General features: G+C 52.2%; 14 protein-coding genes. 3 read left to right on the forward strand and 11 right to left on the reverse strand.

Annotation, left to right across the window (positions count from 1 at the left end):
- Window positions 1-27 precede the first annotated feature (27 nt).
- Entirely contained in the window at window positions 28-1,593 is a 1,566-nt protein-coding gene (locus ACK6D9_RS01335) for a DNA cytosine methyltransferase (protein ID WP_412050349.1), read from the reverse strand.
- 67 nt (window positions 1,594-1,660) lie between these two features.
- On the opposite strand from ACK6D9_RS01335, the gene ACK6D9_RS01340 reads away from it, so the two are divergent.
- Complete coding sequence (locus ACK6D9_RS01340) at window positions 1,661-2,113, forward strand: very short patch repair endonuclease (RefSeq protein ID WP_412050350.1); 453 nt, start codon at window positions 1,661-1,663, stop codon at window positions 2,111-2,113.
- A 150-nt stretch (window positions 2,114-2,263) separates the two neighbouring features.
- On the opposite strand, the gene ACK6D9_RS01345 is transcribed toward ACK6D9_RS01340, so the two are convergent.
- The 9 genes from ACK6D9_RS01345 to ACK6D9_RS01385 all read right to left on the reverse strand — a co-directional run bounded on the left by ACK6D9_RS01345 (window position 2,264) and on the right by ACK6D9_RS01385 (window position 11,916).
- Window positions 2,264-2,584 carry a hypothetical protein gene (locus tag ACK6D9_RS01345; protein ID WP_412050351.1) on the reverse strand — a complete coding sequence of 107 codons (321 nt, stop codon included), beginning with the start codon at window positions 2,582-2,584 and terminating at the stop codon, window positions 2,264-2,266.
- Between the two features lie 402 nt (window positions 2,585-2,986).
- Window positions 2,987-4,204 (reverse strand): diguanylate cyclase, encoded by a 1,218-nt coding sequence (locus tag ACK6D9_RS01350; protein WP_412050352.1) that lies wholly within the window; start codon window positions 4,202-4,204, stop codon window positions 2,987-2,989.
- A 327-nt stretch (window positions 4,205-4,531) separates the two neighbouring features.
- Window positions 4,532-5,308 carry an ATP-dependent Zn protease gene (locus ACK6D9_RS01355; RefSeq protein ID WP_412050353.1) on the reverse strand — a complete coding sequence of 259 codons (777 nt, stop codon included), beginning with the start codon at window positions 5,306-5,308 and terminating at the stop codon, window positions 4,532-4,534.
- On the reverse strand, window positions 5,301-7,307 hold the full coding sequence (locus ACK6D9_RS01360) for an ATP-binding protein (RefSeq protein WP_412050354.1): 2,007 nt from the start codon (window positions 7,305-7,307) through the stop codon (window positions 5,301-5,303). Before ACK6D9_RS01360 ends, ACK6D9_RS01355 begins: the two co-directional genes overlap by 8 nt.
- On the reverse strand, window positions 7,304-7,759 hold the full coding sequence (locus ACK6D9_RS01365) for a hypothetical protein (RefSeq protein ID WP_412050355.1): 456 nt from the start codon (window positions 7,757-7,759) through the stop codon (window positions 7,304-7,306). The genes ACK6D9_RS01360 and ACK6D9_RS01365 overlap by 4 nt, the downstream gene beginning before the upstream one ends.
- 84 nt (window positions 7,760-7,843) lie before the next feature.
- On the reverse strand, window positions 7,844-8,749 hold the full coding sequence (locus tag ACK6D9_RS01370) for a hypothetical protein (RefSeq protein WP_412050356.1): 906 nt from the start codon (window positions 8,747-8,749) through the stop codon (window positions 7,844-7,846).
- A gap of 642 nt (window positions 8,750-9,391) precedes the next feature.
- On the reverse strand, window positions 9,392-10,588 hold the full coding sequence (locus ACK6D9_RS01375) for an alpha/beta fold hydrolase (RefSeq protein ID WP_412050357.1): 1,197 nt from the start codon (window positions 10,586-10,588) through the stop codon (window positions 9,392-9,394).
- Between the two features lie 489 nt (window positions 10,589-11,077).
- The gene (locus tag ACK6D9_RS01380) at window positions 11,078-11,206 is read right to left on the reverse strand and encodes a hypothetical protein (RefSeq protein ID WP_412050358.1); all 129 of its coding nucleotides are present in this window, start codon (window positions 11,204-11,206) and stop codon (window positions 11,078-11,080) included.
- An 83-nt stretch (window positions 11,207-11,289) separates the two neighbouring features.
- On the reverse strand, window positions 11,290-11,916 hold the full coding sequence (locus ACK6D9_RS01385; protein WP_412050359.1) for a hypothetical protein: 627 nt from the start codon (window positions 11,914-11,916) through the stop codon (window positions 11,290-11,292).
- Between the two features lie 152 nt (window positions 11,917-12,068).
- On the opposite strand from ACK6D9_RS01385, the gene ACK6D9_RS01390 reads away from it, so the two are divergent.
- Window positions 12,069-12,335 (forward strand): hypothetical protein, encoded by a 267-nt coding sequence (locus ACK6D9_RS01390; protein WP_412050360.1) that lies wholly within the window; start codon window positions 12,069-12,071, stop codon window positions 12,333-12,335.
- A 243-nt stretch (window positions 12,336-12,578) separates the two neighbouring features.
- Here the strand turns inward: ACK6D9_RS01390 and ACK6D9_RS01395 are convergent, their stop codons facing one another.
- Window positions 12,579-12,845 carry a hypothetical protein gene (locus tag ACK6D9_RS01395; RefSeq protein ID WP_412050361.1) on the reverse strand — a complete coding sequence of 89 codons (267 nt, stop codon included), beginning with the start codon at window positions 12,843-12,845 and terminating at the stop codon, window positions 12,579-12,581.
- Between the two features lie 735 nt (window positions 12,846-13,580).
- Here ACK6D9_RS01395 and ACK6D9_RS01400 point away from each other — a divergent pair.
- Window positions 13,581-14,741: a hypothetical protein gene (locus ACK6D9_RS01400; protein ID WP_412050362.1), complete on the forward strand. Its 1,161-nt coding sequence runs from the start codon at window positions 13,581-13,583 to the stop codon at window positions 14,739-14,741.
- The last annotated feature ends 52 nt before the right edge of the window (window positions 14,742-14,793 follow it).

Genomic DNA, 14,793 nt, shown 5'->3' on the forward strand with positions numbered 1-14,793 from the left:
AAAGACTGCCCGTCGAGCACAAGGCAACTACACCTTGGTCGTTGATTGAATATTGTAGTAACCGCCAATGCTCAGAAAGATGAGCTTCGCAATCTGCCGCGCAAGAAATGGCGGGACAGCATTTCCGACCTGAACATATTGTTGTGTCCGATTCCCGAGAAACAGGTAATCGTCGGGGAATGTTTGCAGCCTAGCTGCCTCACGCACTGTAAGGCTGCGGCACTGCATTGGATCAGGATGAATGAAGTAGTGCCCGTCTTTGGAGATGTGGCTTGTGACAGTGGTGGAAGCGCGGTTGGCTAGCTGGACGCGAAAGCGGTCATTGAAGATGCCGCTGTGCCAGTTGCGGTGATCCGGGCTTAGGGCGTGGGGAAAATCTGCGGCCTTCGGACTGTAGCCATGCTGTTTGCCGAACACCGCAGAAAACATGTAACGTCCAAGGTCAGACGCCATATGACCACGCGTTTCGTGCTGTGCTATGGCGCGCAGTTCAGGCCGCTCCAGCCAGCGCATCAGGTCATCATCGGTAGTGCCGTAATTGGCCGGGAGTGCAGTAGAGCTCCGCTGATGCAATGGACTTGTTTCCAGATCCTGCACCAATGCGGAGAAAACTGTTTCGAGAGCTGGGTCCCCGTTGTCTCTGCAAATGCTGGCGAGCATTCGTGCTGAGTCAACAACGATCTTTTCCCAATCGTTTGCACTGTCGAGTCCTCGGCTCAGGCCGCTTCGCAACAATGGCAGGTTTCCAATGGCATCGGCCACCGAGTGTTTCGTACCGGATATGTTTATGCGAGCCTTTGAGACATTATGCGCACAATCGGACCTGATACCTATGATGAGTACCCTGTGCCGTCGTTGAGGAACCCCAAATTGCTCTGAACGCACAATGAAATCCGACGGCTGCTGAGCCTCCCGCAGGCAAGCCTCACCATCCTCGATCATGACAGCACGCAGTTCATAGTGATGGGCTTGGCCTGTGCCGAGCGAAGCCAGATCCTCCATCAGCATCTCGAAGACAAGGCGGCTCTCGACTGTCGAAGAGAGAATTCCCTTCACGTTCTCCATCACAAAGGCCGCCGGCCGAAGCCTGTCGAGGACTCGAATGTACTCCCGGAATAGGTAGTGCCGCTCATCGTCCTCCGGAACATAGCCAAGCTTGCCCTTTGAGCGAGCCCGCCCCACAAGGGAATACGCCTGACAGGGTGGCCCTCCGATTAGTATTGTGTCATCGTAGGTGCCCTGCAGCTTCTCGATAGCTTCGTCGATGGCCAATGTGGTTGCTTGAGTGCCGAGTTCGAGTGCACGGGCATCTTCGTTGGCTAGGTGCCACGCCACGGAATCGACCACGGACCAGTCCGGTTCGGAAATCAAACCGGCATGAAAATTGATGTAATCACTGGGCAGCTTACCGTGTCTCATTTGGTAGTTGCGAAGGAAGGCACGTAGCCTCAGGGTACGATGGGCGGATGCCTCCTTCTCAACCGAAATGCCGATTCGGAAAGGCGCGTGCCCGTCATCCGTGAGAGAAGCAAAGCCCTCACCAAGTCCACCCGGACCGGCAAACAGGTCGCAAATACCAAAAGTGGCAGGCAAATCACCCTCCTGAAAAAACCAGAGAAGCCCGTGTATACTAGTTTCTTCAACCAAAACCAGGATGCCCGTGACTGATATCGTGGACAAACAAACTCGTTCCCGCATGATGAGCGGAATTCGGGGAAAAGACACCAAACCGGAGATGCAGCTGAGGCGCGCACTGCATGCCCGCGGATTCCGTTATCGCCTGCACGGAAAAAAACTTCCCGGAAAACCTGATCTTGTCTTCGCGAAATTCGGTGCGATCATCTTCGTGCACGGCTGTTTCTGGCATCGCCATGAGGGCTGCCGCTTCTCGACCAACCCCTCGACGCGTAAAGAATTCTGGCAGAATAAGTTCCGTGGCAACGTGGCTAGAGACCAGAGAAACATAGAAGAGCTTGTGAATGCAGGTTGGAGGGTTGCTGTAGTTTGGGAGTGCGATCTAAAATACCAATTGGAAGAGGTTTCAGAAAATATCGAAGCTTGGTTGAAAGGTACCGAAAATAAATGGAATAGAACTATTTTACAAAGCACATGACCTTTAAAGATCACAATTCAATCAGAGATAATTGTAAATTCGCTCATCAGAATTCTCGGTTGCACTGCAAACGGCGTTATAGGGAGTAATGGGGGGAAGGCAGCTCAAATGAAACAAACAGCGTTAGCAGAATGGCCGATAAGAAGCCGATCATGCAGGCTTCAGATGCCGTTTCGGACGAAATGGGAACATGCCATCGGCGTAACGCGAAGCAAGATCTTCAAAGACGTCTTCGCTCTCACGGACATCGAAACCCTGAAGCTCAAGGCCATCCACGATCTCATCGCATAAGCGATCTAACGCCCGGCGTCGCCCCAGAGGGTGCTTCTCAGCACACATGATCATTTTCCAAAGCAGTATGCGCGCCAAATCATCTCGCGACGGTCGACGACGAATCCGAGCTTCGTCTCTCACCCTCTGCTGCCGCGCTCGCTGTTTGGCAGCGATTTCCCGTTTCGATTTCTTTGTCATCCTGATCTCCTTTTTCATCATGGAGCCACAGTTTGATGGCCGGCGATGCAAGCAACAAACGCCGTTTGCCTGATAATGTTGACAATCTGGAAAGGGGATTGCGCAGCGGTTGGTATCGAGGTTTCCAACCTTCTGTCTGCAAACGCCGTGCGAAGAAGAATCGCAGCTTCTTTGTTTCGAATCGGCAGGACAGAATTCAGAATCGTAACAGGATAAATTGAGATGATTTTTTTCGAGTTGCCCGCACGTCATCGCAGTCGGCTTCAATGCACCGGAGACTTGAAACCTATCCCTCGCAAGTCCCCTTAATGGAAGTCAAGTTGCGACGCGTTTTGTAAGCTGATTCATATGCAGCAATTTCCATAATTGAGCGGCATGATAAGGAGGAGGGGTCCGTAAGGACTAATGCGATCTGAGAAATTTGCCCTTAGCTCCCAGGGATGCGAACGATTGTTCAAAGAGGTTCCCGGCAGCAGAATACGAAAAGTCCTCCGCAGGTGAAACGACGACCTTGTTGCGGCCCGAGGCCTTCGCTGAATAAAGTGCTTTATCAGCCCGGTCTATCGCGGGATGCAGTGTAATCTCACCATCCCGGATAGCTGATACACCAAAGCTCGCAGTCACTTCTGACAAAACTCCGTCAAGCCTCCAGGCGCGCCCAGAAAAGGCAACCCGCAGGAGCTGAGCAAGACGCGTAGCGTCTTCCTGAGAGGTTCCAGGAAAGTAAGCAACGAATTCCTCGCCACCAAGTCGGGCGGCATATCCATGGGAACCTGTCGCGTTTTGCAACTCTTTGGCCAAAGCCACGATGACTTTGTCGCCTACCGCATGTCCATATTTGTCGTTGATCTGCTTGAAGTGATCGATATCGCAGATAAGGATCGAGCCGTTGAGCGCATTGTTCTTCGTCAACATTTCAACAACTTCATTGAGACCGCGACGGTTGAGGAGTCCCGTCAGTGCATCTCTCCCCGCAGCATCACGATGTTTGTCAATTGCCGCCGATGCCATTGCGCCCAATGCGGAGAATGGGAAGAGCATACAAATCGTTATCGTTGTTATGTGGACGAAGAGATTATAGTCGGAATTTACGAAGTCAGCGAGCTGATCGCTCGACTCGGTGAAAAAATAGAAGAACGTGGTGCGTGCGAGCGTATCGATGGTAACTATCCAGCCTGCGACGATCATGATTTTATCGGCTGGACGGGAAGCCCTCGGTATCGCCATCAGCAATGCCGAGCCAAGCAAAATTGCAAAGGCGACGTCTGTGACCAGCAATTGGTCGTTCAGGTTGGCCGATATGAATACAGTATAGCCATTAAAGGGCACATACGTGAAAGCAAATAGCCGCCGTTCCCACCGCCGCATTGGCGCATCAAAATGCAAGAGCACAGCGCTGCTGTAGAAGTAAGCTGCGCCAATGAATATAAAGCCGGATACAAATGCGTCGAATGCCGGAGCTATCGGGAATGCCGAAAATCCGAAGCCGGTAGCCGTGAGAGCAAACCCTGCACTCCATTGCCAAGAGGTCGCAATCCTGAGATGCCAGAGTATCAAGAATGCGAGTGAGATGAGACTGATAATCGAAACGGGCAAGTAAACGATAATGCCGCTATCCATCTTGCTAACCTAAAGCTATAAAAATTACCGACTGCAACCTCAGTGTGTAGCCGTGCTGGGTTAAGTTTCAGTAACTCCAAAACTGGAGGCTGCTGGAAGCGCTTGATACAGTTAAGTTCTCCGACCAGAATCGCAGATTCCTGGTTTGGAATCGGTTGGGCTGAAACCGGAATCGCTGAGGCTGAATCTGGCAATGCGAGGACTGATGTCTGAAACGGCGAATCCTAAATCGGAAACGCCGTATCAGAGTTCAGAATCGCAAAGACGTACTTTGGAATCGTTGGCGCCCGGGTGGGTAACGCGGGAGCCGAATTCTGAATCGTGCTTTCAGGGCGCCGGTTTTCTTAGGCCCGTTGCGGCTACGCTCATTTCGTGAGCAAGCAACGCTCTGACTTCGCTACCATCCAGCGTTCTGGCTTCAGCAAGACGGGTTGCCAGTGAAAGGAGCGCATCGCGATGCTGCGATAGCATTTCGGTGGCCATGGTCTCTGCGACCTCAAGCCTTGCATGGACATGATGCGCCAGCTGGCGATCGAGCGAAAGGATCGATGAGTGATCCTGCACTGAACGGTACAGTAGGGGCTGGGTTGTCCCGAATCCGAGGTTGGCCTCTGCATCTGTCGCCAGCCTCGTGGCATGTGCAAGATCAGACGTGTCATTGCCACCGGAGCCTACGACATGATCACCAAAAATGAGCTTTTCCGCGGTCCTGCCGGCGAGCGTACAGGCGATCATCTGATTGAGCCATGTTTCGGTCTGAATGACATCCCTGCGCATCTGACTTTCGACGTAGCCCCCGGAACCAATGCCGACAGTTACAGTTGAAACGGTTGCGATGCCAAAGATAGTCCAAGCTAGCGCATGCCCAGATTCATGGATCGCTATGCGCCAGACAAGTTCTGGTGACATTGCCGCCTGACTTTCGGTGAGCGCTGCATGAATGTCGCTGTACAACAGTGGTCGCTTTTCGCGACGGGCCTTCTGACGCGCTTCACGGATCAGCCGCTCGACGTCAGCACCCGTTCTACCCGCGGCAGCCAGCGCCAACGGCTTAAGCATTGCGTTCATGTCGGGCGCTACGGCGGAGGGATGAAAGTTATCCATTGGTCAGCACTCCTTCTTTGCTGTTGGTGACTTGATCGCTGTCGTCATGGGCAGTGCTGTCGATGCAGTGGACGCGCAAAGCACCAGATGCACTTTTGGGGCCGCCGGAACTGCCGATCGCACTGCTGTTCAGGACCGAATCGAGATCATCTCCCAAATGATGCGCAATGATTTTCGCTAGCGCAGTCGTATCTGGGGTCGGGATAACAATGTGCTTCTCAAGACGGCCTGAACGCAGAAGTGCAGGGTCGATTTTTTCCGGCCGGTTGGTCGCGCCGACAACAATCACACCTTCAGTTTTTGCAGCCCCATCCAACAATTCCAATACGCGGTTGACCAGACTTGACCAGTAATCGTCATACTGGCGATCGCTGCCGCCGCGGCTCCCGATGTTGTCGATTTCATCGATGAACAGGATGCACGGAGCACTTTGATTGGCATGCTCGAAAGTGGCTTTCATCGCTGCCAGAACATCGCCGAGATTCGACGCTTCCAGCCATCTCGCCACCGACGTCGCGATCAGCGTGACTCCCAGCGTGTTGCAGAGCGCCTTGGCGAAGGTCGTCTTGCCCGTACCAGGCGGCCCAGAGAGCAGCAGCCGTGAGCTGAGATCGGACCACTCGACTTCCTTGTTCCTGAACGCACCAAGGTCGACCTTGAGGTCAAGAGCCCACTGTTGGGCATCGCCATAGCCGGCCAGCCGTTCCAGGAAGAGGTGATCCTTTCCGGTGGATGATTTAGTAGATTGCTTTGCCTTCTGCCCCTTGGCTGGTTCTGACCCGGTCGTTGCCTTGACTGGCTCGATGATGTCGAAGCAGCCAGAATATTTTTCGTGCTTCCTTGCTTCCGAGCGACCCGACCTGTTCAGCAACGAACCAAGCCCGCATTCTTTCTCGTCGTCATCCTTGGCTTCTGCCCGTGCCGCGTTTTCAGCTTCAAGCGTGGTCAGGATTCCGATGATTTTTGTCAGGGATCGACCTGGGCGGATTGCGATAGCCAGATCATCGATGCCAAGATGGAGCGGCTCGAATTCGAGTTCGCTCATCAGAAACCAGGAGCGACCAACCGGAATTTGGCAACAAATTGCGATCACGTCAGCGATCAGGCTTGCATCAATTCCGTCACCCTGGATCACAATGTCCGCGACGGCAGCAAGACGAGCCGCTAGTGGCTGTTCTCTCTCATCAGAGATGATCAAAGGCTTGGATGCAGCAAGCACCTTGTTCGACACGAGCCGCCGCATATCATCATGACGATCAAGCCGCTCTAACAAAGCGCTCCCGCAGCAAGCGAGTGACCTTCGTCGTTTTGAATCCGCCAATGATTTATAGTGCCCTGTTAGGCCTGGGCCATCCGAGATCGGTTCAAGAGATGTGTAGAACGGCAGGATCAAGCCCTTTTCAAGCATACGGCCGAGCTGTTTTTCGAAGCCATGGACCGGAATCTGCACCGCGATGATCGGACACTCGGACTTCATGATCGTGAGCAGTCGATGGAGGGTTTTCTCATCTTTCCCAAGAGCCCTTGCGAGCAATAGAGCGGTCGCGACTTCACGAACTTTCAGCGTGGGCGCAAAGCCCTGCACAATTGAAAGGACGTGGTCCCGAAGCCTAACCAGCTCCGAAGAACTCTGCGTGGTCCCATTTTGATTGACGAGCATTGTACGAGCCGGTTTGCCGACTTCGCCGACCTCCCCAAACTCCTCATCATCGAAATCATTGAACTCGCCAGATTCAAGCTTCCTTTCGAGCCGTTTCCTGTTGCGTGATGACACCTCCAGGAGGTTCCGCATCAAGTCCTGATCATGATCAAGATCACCCGAGAACTGAGCTACCTGATCCGCAGAAAGCCGCCAGATTGTGCCGTCACGCGAGGTTCCTCCGACCTGCTGCTCGTCAAGAACGCCAGCTTCTGCGGCACGGCCAAAAGCTTCGAGTCGGGCAGCGCGGCGTTGCCGCGACAGGAGATACCGAGAAACACGTTTGCTGATCTTGCTCATGGCAGTGTCTCCTGTGAGCATGCGGAGTAATCCGCGATTGTCTGAAAGTTCGCAGGCAGAAACCGCCGATTGCCATCAAGCCAGTCTTTAAGGATTAGGCCCGCCGGGTGATTGAACCTGCACAATAACTCAAGTCTGCGCTGCAAGCCCCTGGGCAGCCTGGTGTTGCCGGCTTCGCCTGTTCCCGTACGTTCAATAATTTTCTGGACGGTGCTTGGTGCCATCTCGTCAACGAGGTCAGGCGTCGGATTTCCGTCGCAAGACATCACGAGAATCTCAAGCTCAATCTCAGCCAGACTTTGCGCCTTACGGTTTGGCTTCGGCTTCCGCGATTTGACAGCCGGTGGCTGCTTTCGAGAAGTGGTCATCGGACCAGCATGATGTTGAACATCCGCTTTTTGCGGGAATGGCACGACGTTGTTGTTGGGGGGAATGGAATTGGATTTACGCATGACAAATTTCTCCAAGCACCGGATCGGAAGATCGGCGGCTGTTGTGAACAAAAAGGTAGATTGATGGATTGAGCTGATTGCCTGTCAGTGCCGAACGGGCACTTGAGCAAATCCCAGCTTGATCATTTGCGGCTCTCTGCCGGTCCCGATGCCAGAGCTTCCGACAGAGGTCTGATCATCATCAGGCTCAGTCTCTTCTGCCGCAGTCATTACATCGACCGCCGTCATTATCTGATGACTGGATTTGCTGGAGAAGGTTTCACAAGCCAGCTCCCAGTTTGCCTGGATGCGCGAGCGGAAATTCCTTTGTAGCAATCCGATTGCTTCGCCGGCGCCGGCGATTTCGACAAGGTGATCAAGATGCGAGATATGCCAGATGCCACCTTTCAGGTCAGTCTTCCGATTATCGGCAGTTAGGATCACAACCCTTACTTCTTCTGCGATCAGACGTTTGTGCTCTTTGTAGAGAAAATCAGACACTACAAGCCCAGCCGCTTTCATGCGTTTCATCAGCTCCTCGATCCGCGCACGGTCATAAGTATTGATGCTGCGTTTCGCATCCACTACATGCGCCATCTTCGTTTGACGATTGAGAATGATGAAGTCGGGCGTGTAGGTTTTACGACCGCCCAAATCAGCATCGAACGTCAATGCCCGATATTTTGCTGAGTCATTGAGTTCGACCAGTTGCAGAGCTGCTGGCAAAACCGGAAGACGCAGATTCTGCGTGATTACTTCCAAGTCTGGATTGCATTTGGTGACCGCAGCAATGCCGCGTTCAATCAGCCGGCCTTCGAGTGCAGGCATAGACCGCAGCATTGTCGCGAGATCGTCGATGCTGCCAGAGAGCGCTTCTGCCAATGCGTCCGCGGACAGAGAGGATTCGACAAGCTCATTGATGAGTTCATCGAACAGCAGCTGCAATTCCGGACAATCGGCGGAATATGCATACACGGGCGTGGTGGTAGTGTTGAGGGTATTCTTGTTCATGCGAGTCTCCTGCTCAGGAGCGATGACGGCAGCATTCATGCAGACACAGAGGTTCAGACGCGGAAATTATTTCCGCATTGGCTGCCCTTGATGGGCGGTCGGACCATGGGTGTCAGCGAGGAGCTGAGCGTGATCGCTTTGTCGTGAAACGATCAGCGGTGCGAAATCGACATCGGTGACGACGTTACGCCGCCGGTCAGCCTAAGCTGCGATCGGACTTCAACAGGAGAGGGGTGCGATGGGTCTTCCCCATCACGGGAGATAACGGTAAAGGTCAACATAGCCTTCGGCCTTTCGAGAGAAGGTTGCGGGTCAGGCCCTCGTTCGATGTTAGCCGCATCGGCGGGGGCCGTTAAGTCGCTGCAGAACATCAGTTTCTGGCGACAAAATATAAATAGTCCGGGGTTGCTTCTCCGGCAAGGCCAAAAGAACGTATCCGGAACAAGAGCTCCGGCATGGTTAATAGATGACGCGGGTGTTCCGAAGTTCAGACAGAGAACAATTCAGTTCTAGCGGGGCTGTTGGAGCAATACAGAAAACGATGAGCCGTCGTCAATTTGGGCGGGAAGCGAACCTTCGCTACAGATTGCACTTATGGCAGCTATGCGGGAACACAGCCGTCATTGGTACACGTGGTAAAATCTATTCTAAGGCGCTTGTTCGGTCGAGAAACTCAAGGGTTGCTCGGGCCCATTCAGACCACGCATTTTCTCCTGGCAACAAAATGTGGTTCGCGCTTTCAAGAACAACGAGCTCGGCACGGGCGATGTTCGATGCAAGCTTTTGCCCTTCTGATAATGGATGCACCGAGTCGTTTCGGCTATGAATAACCAAAGTAGGAACTTGGATATTTTCCAACTGATCGACGACGGTAAACCGATCAATCGCCATTCTGATCCGGCCGGCATTTTCAGGTGAGGTTGAAGCCAATTGCATGTCCACCAGATCGGCAAGTTGGTCTAGCGATGCTTCAGGGCAAAACAGGGAAGTAAAAGCTCTCATAAACGCACTTTCAGGCTTCCCCCAACCTTCACGCATCAGTGTCATCATGGCGTCAGCGGCTTCGCTAGACTGGCCACCGTCCCTAAGCGCGCGACCTTCTGTATAGCCGCCATATAGCACAAGACAGCTCACACGTTCGGGGTGGTTCGCGGCAAACTGAATAGCAATTGGAACGCCTTGGGAAAGCGCAATGAGTGGAAAACGATCAAGCCCGGCGGCATTGGCAACAGCCTCTAGATCAGCAACATGGCTGTCTAGGACGGTATTGGAAAGAATAGGATCAGACAGCCCCGTTCCGCGCTGATCGTAACGAACGAGAGTGTGATCTTGCCCCAAAGCATTAAGGTATGGTCGCCAGATCAGGCTTTTCCAGTCCATTTCCAAATGAGTTAGGAAATGCCCCGCACGCATAATCATTGGTCCGTGGCCAGAGGTGGCATAGGCGATGCTTGTCCCATCATCAGACTTCGCAAAACGCACCCTTTGACGGTCACTAAGAGCAGGAGAAGGCGCAGGTTCTCCTTCACGGTCCATTGAAACAGACGTGCCAAGCTGCAAGCCACGCCGCGGTACAGTTTTGACAATTGACTGTTCTTTGCCGTTATCGCCTACCGCTTTCCGGGCTGCATTTATTCGAGCGCTGATCGAACTCTCGGACACAATGCGGCCGCCCCAGATTTCGTCGATGATTTGATCACGCGTCACCAAAACACCAGCGTTCCGAACAAGCAGGTGCAGCAGATCAAACACCTGCGGTTCAACTCTTACCTGCTTGCCATCCCTAACTAGTAGGTGACGGTCAGAGTCGAGAACACAGTTGGAAAAGCTGTAGCGCATGGGTCCACAAAACAGCATTTCCGAGACCCTCTCAAGGAATTCGGTGGAATAGGTGCAAATCTCAAGAAAATCACAGGGTTTTCATATGGCCCTCTTTAAGTGGAGTCTGGCGGGCCGTGGCACTGTTGACTGAAGAAACCAGCAGAGGAACTCAGACAATGACGCTACAGACAGACATCAAGAGATTGAATGACGGTTCGATTGACTACGCTCATTACATCGCCAGAGGCCGTGCGATTAGAAACCACGATGCCAACCAAGCGTTGGTAACAATCTGTGGCGCGCTCAAGGCGGCCTGGATCGCAACAAAACACAGTATGAGGTTTCGTCGCGGTTCAAATCAGTCCCAGGGCACGAAACACTCGCTTAAACACGCAGTCCAATGGGCACTATTTTCACGTATCAGCCATCTTTAGGGAAAAGTGTGCGGGTGCGTGATTGGCACGACCTGCATGCCGCCAAGGCACGTAAATCACAGGCAACCTAACTTCACTGCCATGCCAAAAAAGAGTCAATCAAGGTTTGTGCACGCCATTCGCTGCAGCGTTGATCAATACCAATAAGGGGCCGGATGTGCCAAATGGCCTTGACAGCTTCGGTCGGCAATGCGGTTTTCATACAGCTCTGATCCCGTCGCAATCGGTCCGAAGTTCCAGATAGGTAATTATGCGACTGGCAACGTTGCAGGTAGCGGCCAAGGGCTAGGCTCCAAATATATTTGACACTCCCGAAACTGAGATAACTTCACCACATAACCCTTGAACATTCCACAGCCCTAATCCTCGAAAAGTTTGGCGCGGATGAAACCTACCCAACCAATGTCGAGAAGCGTGGCAATCAGGGCACTGCGCCAATGTGGAGAGCAACGCTTCTTCCGCAGAAAGCCGTTGCTGTTTCTGGTCTATCTTCAACACACTAAATGACATGCAAGCAGTGATGTAGGCCGTGACTTCATCCTCAATGTGAGCTTGAATATCAAAATCAATCAGATGTTGATGTTTTTCGCGAGCTCGCGTGCTGGTTAAGTCTTTTTCCCAATGTTCTAAGAATGGATCATTGCGTTTTGCCAAAATACAACGGCCAATGTGCTTTCTGAAAACGCTTCTGTCTTTGTTCGGAGTGTACAGGTGCTCCCGAATTCTCTTTTGGAGATTACCTTCACCTGTATGCGTGCCAATGCGCACGATGCGTTCTTCAGAATGGCTGAACTCGCCTTTTTCAAAGACAAAATAGAGCCCATTTGTGGGCAGGGTAGTTCCGATTAACTCCTGCGACAATCGCGGGAGTTTTGATGCTTGGAAGTGTAGATGTTGGCAAGATGTTTTCATTTGTTTTATCCCTAAAAATTCAGGGGGACTTGGATTTGCCGCAGGATAACATGGGGATTTTCTGCACTGAACGCCCCTCCGCCACACTCCGTGCCTATCCTCCAACGCCACCATTTTGTATATGAGAGCAACTAAACTCATAGGGGAAGCTCATGGCTACGGTCTCGGTAAAAGTTGACGCTTCGTGCAGAATCCTAAATCTCGATGAAATCAAAGATCATTTGAACAGCCGATATGTCCTGATGACATTCATCGGTGCAAACGGCGGCGGCAAGAGTGATGAATTTGTGAGAGGTGACAGTCAACCAATAAAGAAGAAGATTGGCTGTATAAAGAATGGTTCGAATGGAGCAAATGACGTTCGAATTCGTGACTTTTTCGCACGACATGGCGGCGGACATATCGTCATCAGGACTTGAAAGAGAATGCACGACCTTTGGAAAAAAATAGTGTTGGTAAGGTTGAAATGTACTAACGATTCTCTTGAAATAATATGATATATTACCGATATTATGCATATGAGATAATATCACTCAAAACATATTATAAATTGTCTGAGATATATAAAAATTTAACCTTAACTGCTGATCTCTGCTTCCAACATGAAGGTCAGCTCGGGGCCGTCAATATCAATTGGGCGTGTCATCCAACTCTTATTTATCCTACCTTCCAAACGGAATGACGTTTGACTCACCGGTGGCAAATGCTACGGCACCTTCTTTACGAATTGTTATGACAGCTTCTTGGAAAGCGGCACGGTCGTCATCGAACAAATCGTCCCAGACGATTGATGTTCCGTCTTCAGTGACAACTTCTAGCGACCAACCATCGCCACCTTCAAGTTTGTAGATGTCTACCTTGAAGGGCACGCCGTCTTCCACAATCCGCTGCGACGCGCTTGATATGATCAGGTTTGGTTCGATGTCCATCGATACGTCTCTCGTGGATTGATTAACCCGCATATTATGCCCGATGAAGGCTATTGCCAATGTCAGCTATAAGAATGTTGGACGGTTGCAAACATGCGGGCGAACGATTTCGGCTTTGGGCCGGAAGCGTCAAAGCGTCCAGTGCGGGTGAATGTCAGCTTAGCCGGCTCGGCGCTAGGAAGCAGACAGTCCCCGGCCCCATTCCAGTCATTTGTCACGGGCGCAATCAACTGTGGTTCCCGACATCCTAAGCCTTTCAAACTTTCCCCAATGCACCGCCGTATTCGGGCAATTGCTCCGATCTCAGAAAGCCCAAACCAAGGTGTAAGGCCGCTGCCCGCATTGACGATCAGGTCGAAAGGTCTGCATGCGCACCGACGTCCGAAAGGCAGCCGCCCTTCAGGACAGAACTTTTGTTAGCACCAGTTTAAAGTGGGCAAAGGAGCAACTTTCCTACCCAACCGAGGATCAGCTCAAGGGATGAAACGCTCCATTGTTTCGGAAAGGTAGTCATGACAGCTTTCATAAAGAATTGTTAAACGACTCCAGACCACAATTTATAGCAACCAAAAATTGTAAAAATAATTATCTGGGACAAACCAAGCCTTATATTGCCGTTCCTGAAAGGATTGTTTTAGGCTATATTCCAAATAGTCTATTTGCTACAACCTAATGTTTTGAAGTACAATGGTTATATCTACACTATTGTAGTGGTAAGAGTAAATGGAGTAAGACATGTCTTCGATAGACCGAAAAGTACAGCGCACAGCCGCAGCCAAGCAGACCAAGAAAACACGTGCGGAAAACAACACTGCCGCGAAAAAGAAGGTGCGCGCAGCGCGGGCACCGAAGGAAATTGACGAGCCGCTCTCGCCAGAAGCTGAAGCGCGCCTGTCTGAACTCGTTAAGCGAATCGTCTCATTGCATCGCAAGTCGACCGGGCAGGTGTTTGAACTGGGCGAGTGCCTAGCTGAAGCAAAGTCTGTTCAGCCAATCAAGCGCTATGGCCGCTGGCTGAAAGAAAATTGCGGCTACAGTGTCCGTTCGGCCTGGAGTTTTATCTCCGTGCACGAGCGACTTGCTGATCACCGCGAACGACTTGAACAGCATGCAGTGGGAACAACCGCACTCTTCGAGCTGGCGAAAGGTGAGCCGGATCAGATCGAGGATGTCATCAAGCAATTTGACGAAGGCAAGAGCCTCAAGCCCATGGAAATCAAGGCGCTCATCGGCGGCAAGAAGAATGAAGCTGAAGAGCATATCGATCCGAGACAGCTGGGCGGCAAGGCAGGGCTACAAAAAATGGCTGCTGCCAAGCTCAAATCCGACATGCAGGAGTTTCATCGGCTTGCAGCCTTGGTCCTTGAAGAGCTTGAGGAAGCCATATCCCGGGTTACCGCGGGAAAGCGGATCATCATGCGAGCACTCGCCACTGGAGTTGAGCTCCGGGCGCGGCATGCATCGGACCTCTTCAAAGACATCGCCGCACCACTTCGTCTTGTCGACCATCTTCCGCGTGGCAATCTTAGCCATGCCAAGATTGGAGATCAGACCGGCTGGGGAGCTGTCCAGGACAGCCTCTACCGGTTGGGCGGTGTTGGCTCATGGCCTCCCCGCGATGAAATGGAAAAATGGGTAATCGAAGTGGCACACCCGGCGCTACGATTCGCAGTCCATGGCGAACCCTATGTTGTCAGCGCAAAACTGCCAGATGCTCCCGTCTTGGATGTCGCAAAAGCAGAGATCGAAGTCACGAACAATGATCGGATTGTGGTCGATAAGGAAACCGACGCTGATGAGACCACACCAAGCATTTCAGTTGCCGAGCTGGATGCAACGCTCAACGGGCTTATGGCGGCCAGCAAAACACCCGCTGAAGCACGCATGTCACGATAACGCGGAACCGCAGTTCAGCGTTTGCGCCACTCGATGCCTGACCCAAACACCT

This window comes from Hoeflea sp. Naph1, from assembly GCF_046837775.1.
Lineage (GTDB): Bacteria > Pseudomonadota > Alphaproteobacteria > Rhizobiales > Rhizobiaceae > Hoeflea.

Bases quoted from the DNA above. Each gene is read 5' to 3' on its own strand.
- ACK6D9_RS01395 (WP_412050361.1), bottom strand. From the start codon at position 12,845: ATGGACATCGAACCAAACCTGATCATATCAAGCGCGTCGCAGCGGATT.
- ACK6D9_RS01380 (WP_412050358.1), bottom strand. From the start codon at position 11,206: ATGAAAACCGCATTGCCGACCGAAGCTGTCAAGGCCATTTGGCACATC.
- ACK6D9_RS01355 (WP_412050353.1), bottom strand. From the start codon at position 5,308: ATGGATAACTTTCATCCCTCCGCCGTAGCGCCCGACATGAACGCAATG.
- ACK6D9_RS01345 (WP_412050351.1), bottom strand. From the start codon at position 2,584: ATGACAAAGAAATCGAAACGGGAAATCGCTGCCAAACAGCGAGCGCGG.
- ACK6D9_RS01390 (WP_412050360.1), top strand. From the start codon at position 12,069: ATGGCTACGGTCTCGGTAAAAGTTGACGCTTCGTGCAGAATCCTAAAT.
- ACK6D9_RS01365 (WP_412050355.1), bottom strand. From the start codon at position 7,759: ATGCGTAAATCCAATTCCATTCCCCCCAACAACAACGTCGTGCCATTC.
- ACK6D9_RS01360 (WP_412050354.1), bottom strand. From the start codon at position 7,307: ATGAGCAAGATCAGCAAACGTGTTTCTCGGTATCTCCTGTCGCGGCAA.
- ACK6D9_RS01400 (WP_412050362.1), top strand. From the start codon at position 13,581: ATGTCTTCGATAGACCGAAAAGTACAGCGCACAGCCGCAGCCAAGCAG.
- ACK6D9_RS01370 (WP_412050356.1), bottom strand. From the start codon at position 8,749: ATGAACAAGAATACCCTCAACACTACCACCACGCCCGTGTATGCATAT.
- ACK6D9_RS01350 (WP_412050352.1), bottom strand. From the start codon at position 4,204: ATGGATAGCGGCATTATCGTTTACTTGCCCGTTTCGATTATCAGTCTC.
- ACK6D9_RS01385 (WP_412050359.1), bottom strand. From the start codon at position 11,916: ATGAAAACATCTTGCCAACATCTACACTTCCAAGCATCAAAACTCCCG.
- ACK6D9_RS01375 (WP_412050357.1), bottom strand. From the start codon at position 10,588: ATGCGCTACAGCTTTTCCAACTGTGTTCTCGACTCTGACCGTCACCTA.